Below are 2823 nucleotides of genomic sequence, written 5' to 3' on the forward strand. Positions count from 1 at the left end.
GGCCATAGTCGGCGATCGGTTCATTGCGATACCAGTAGATCGCCTTGTTGACGTCGCCGGTGAGCTCCGTCGCGGCTGAAATCACATTCACCATCTCGCGCATCCGACCCTGCAGTCGCTCCGATGATGGACGGGGCGGATAGTTGAATAAAAATCCGATAGTTACGAGGTGTTGTGTGCAAAAATCGCACACGAAAGTTCTGCTTCCCTTCTTTTTTCGTTCCCCCGACGGAGCCGCCGACAGCCCTTTTCGGACGCTCTTCTGCCGACGATATTGACCGCTACGACCACAATGGAATAGCCGTACAGACACAAAAAGCCGCTTGAACCCGCTCGGCGGCCAGCAGAACAAAACCAGAAGCAGCGGACAACTCGTGTGCTACCTAAACCGGACAACTTAATTCGCTATCGACAGGGGTTCTTGGAAGCTCTTCGAACTTTCTGTCTTATTCCTCCGGCCGAATTGCGCGTGCTTATGAAAGAGATTGGGACGCCCGGTCACGCTGTGGGACAAACGTGATCATCGGAAACGTTCGCTCGCCATCGGGGGTTCGAGTCGGGAGACCGCTTCACCGCGAGACCCACTGCGGCAGGTCGGCCTCTGAATGGCAAATTGAAAGGAACGCCGACTTTTATCCACCCTGCCGTCGCGTGGTGGCACGGAAAGCCGGCTCCACGAATATCCAGCGTACTTGTCGGGCCTATCGGTGTCCGTTCAACGGCGCAGACTACGCACCTCCGCGGCGAATGTGCAGTCGATACACGCACGGCGGGCAACTTACCTGGGGATAGTCGTCACGGCGCGTCCACGCCACGGGGGCGAGTCGGTGGCCCGCACCCCGTGATAGCCGCCACAGAGGATGCACTCGATGACCGCCGGTCCGAAAACTACACGTTGGCAGGCCGCGAGCAGCTGCATGTAGCCTGTAGAGGCTGACCGACTAGGTACCGTCAGGCGCGGGTTTGTCGCTAGCTCGCAACCTGCTTCATCTTAAGTAGTTGCTGCGCGGCGGCCGCGTTGTCGCCGCCAGCCGCCACATGCACGGTGGGAACGGCGAGCTTTATGCCGTTCTCGTCGAATGCTTTCTTGATCATCATGAACGCTCGCCGCTTGATGCCGAACTGAGTTCCCGGCTTGGTCATCAGCTTCATCCTGAGGTCGATCCCGGAGTCGCCAAAGCTGTCGATAGCGGGAAAAACGCCGTCGCTTTCGAGTGTCAGCAGATGTGGTAAGGTTGATTGTCGGCGAGTAGCAGAGGTCCAGCAACAATGAGACGAACCAGAGTTTACGGCGCATCCGGCTTGGTTCTAGCGGTTTGCACTGTATTTGCTTGGCAGAACGCCACTGCCGCTCAAAATTGCGACGCAGCCGCGACGCCTGGCGTCAATTGGCAGGACTGTGACAAAAAGCTTCTCATCCTAAAAGGACAGGACCTGAGCGGGGCGAACCTGTTCGGTGTTGATTTCACTTCGACCGACCTCAGGAACAGCAATCTCCGTGCGGCAAATTTTGAGAAGGCAACGCTTGTGCGTGCTTCCCTGGCCGACTCGACCGCCAAAGGCGCCCGGTTCGACAAAATCGAGGCTTACAGGACCGACTTCAGCCGTATGGACGCGCAGGGCGCTGTGTTTGCGAGCGCGGAAGTGCAGCGCTCGAATTTCCAGGACGCCAATCTGACCAATGTTGATTTCACAAAGGCGGAATTGGGGCGAGCGCAGTTCCATGAAGCCGATATCAGCGGCAGCCGCTTTTCGTTTGCCAATCTCGCGCGGGCGGACTTCCGAGGAGCGACGTTCACCGCGCCGATAGACTTTGACCGCGCTTTTTTCTTTCTGACCCGTATCGAGGGCCTCGATCTTTCCAATTCGGCGGGTCTGTCCCAGTGGCAGCTCAACATGGCTTGCGGAGACGCCCGGACCGAGTTGCCTTCTGGCTTGACGAGGCCTGAAGATTGGCCCTGTCAATTCCAGCAAGAATAGTTGTCGGCAAGCCGCCCATCACCGCAAGGACGCCGAGGAAGACGAAGACAGCGAGCCGCAACCCAGGCGATTCATCATCGGAAGAGGTTAGGCACTAATTTAGGCACCGAATAAGGCGCTACTGAAAAGCGCTTTAAAAACAAATTGACAGGAAGGAAATTGGTGGGACAAGTGGAGCATAACAGCGAACTCTGAAAATGACTGGAAAATCAATGTCTTAATGTGTTTTCTTGGCACTGTTAGCGTTGTCAAAGAACGTACAAAGAAGATCATATCGCTCTACGAGAGCGGCCTGGGGCAGGGCCGGATTGCCAGGCTGATTGGAATAGGAGCAACTTCCGTCCATCGCGTTTTGGTCGCATCGGGCATCGAAAGACGCCCGACAGGTGGCCAGAAGAAACGACATTCATAGCGCTTCTACAGGAACGGTGCCTAGTTTGGGCAACCGAATTCAAAAGCGGCTCGAACGGAATGAGTCCTTTCCGCTGCCGCGCGGTGGATCGATTGCTTGTCTGCCGTCGCTAACCGGAGAAGCTGTTCTCACCTACGACAGCTTGATCGACGGTGGGGCCTATTGCTGCGCCTGGATCGGCTTGCGACAGATGACGCGACAGCAGCATCATTTGATCGGTGTGTAGATCTCGCCAGTCTTGGCCACACAACCAATCAGGCTGCCCTGCCGACCGACCTGTTTTTCTGTATCCATTTTTTGCATCATCTTGGGTGGAGGACAACATCGAGGAGACGCTGAGCTTCTATCGGCTGCCGCTTGCCCATCATAAGCACATGAAATCGACCAACATGCTGGAGCGGCTGAACCAGGAGATCAAACGGCGCACCCTG

The 2823-nt window shown here is 56.4% G+C and carries 1 protein-coding gene and 2 pseudogenes; 2 read left to right on the plus strand and 1 reads right to left on the minus strand.

What is annotated here, in order from left to right; translation table 11 throughout:
- Window positions 1-969: 969 nt before the first annotated feature.
- Window positions 970-1188: pseudogene (locus NKJ01_RS36050) on the minus strand (mechanosensitive ion channel family protein); the annotation flags it as partial.
- 81 nt (window positions 1189-1269) lie between these two features.
- Between NKJ01_RS36050 and NKJ01_RS36055 the strand changes: the two are divergent.
- Both NKJ01_RS36055 and NKJ01_RS36060 read left to right on the plus strand, forming a co-directional pair.
- On the plus strand, window positions 1270-1980 hold the full coding sequence (locus tag NKJ01_RS36055) for a pentapeptide repeat-containing protein (protein WP_023762587.1): 711 nt from the start codon (window positions 1270-1272) through the stop codon (window positions 1978-1980).
- Between the two features lie 714 nt (window positions 1981-2694).
- A pseudogene (locus tag NKJ01_RS36060) lies at window positions 2695-2823 on the plus strand (transposase); the annotation flags it as partial.

The sequence above is a fragment of the Mesorhizobium sp. M0276 genome (assembly GCF_040321755.1).
GTDB lineage: Bacteria > Pseudomonadota > Alphaproteobacteria > Rhizobiales > Rhizobiaceae > Mesorhizobium.

What these genes read in the sequence shown, in the direction of transcription:
- NKJ01_RS36055 (WP_023762587.1), top strand. Translation starts at nt 1,270, where the DNA reads ATGAGACGAACCAGAGTTTACGGCGCATCCGGCTTGGTTCTAGCGGTT.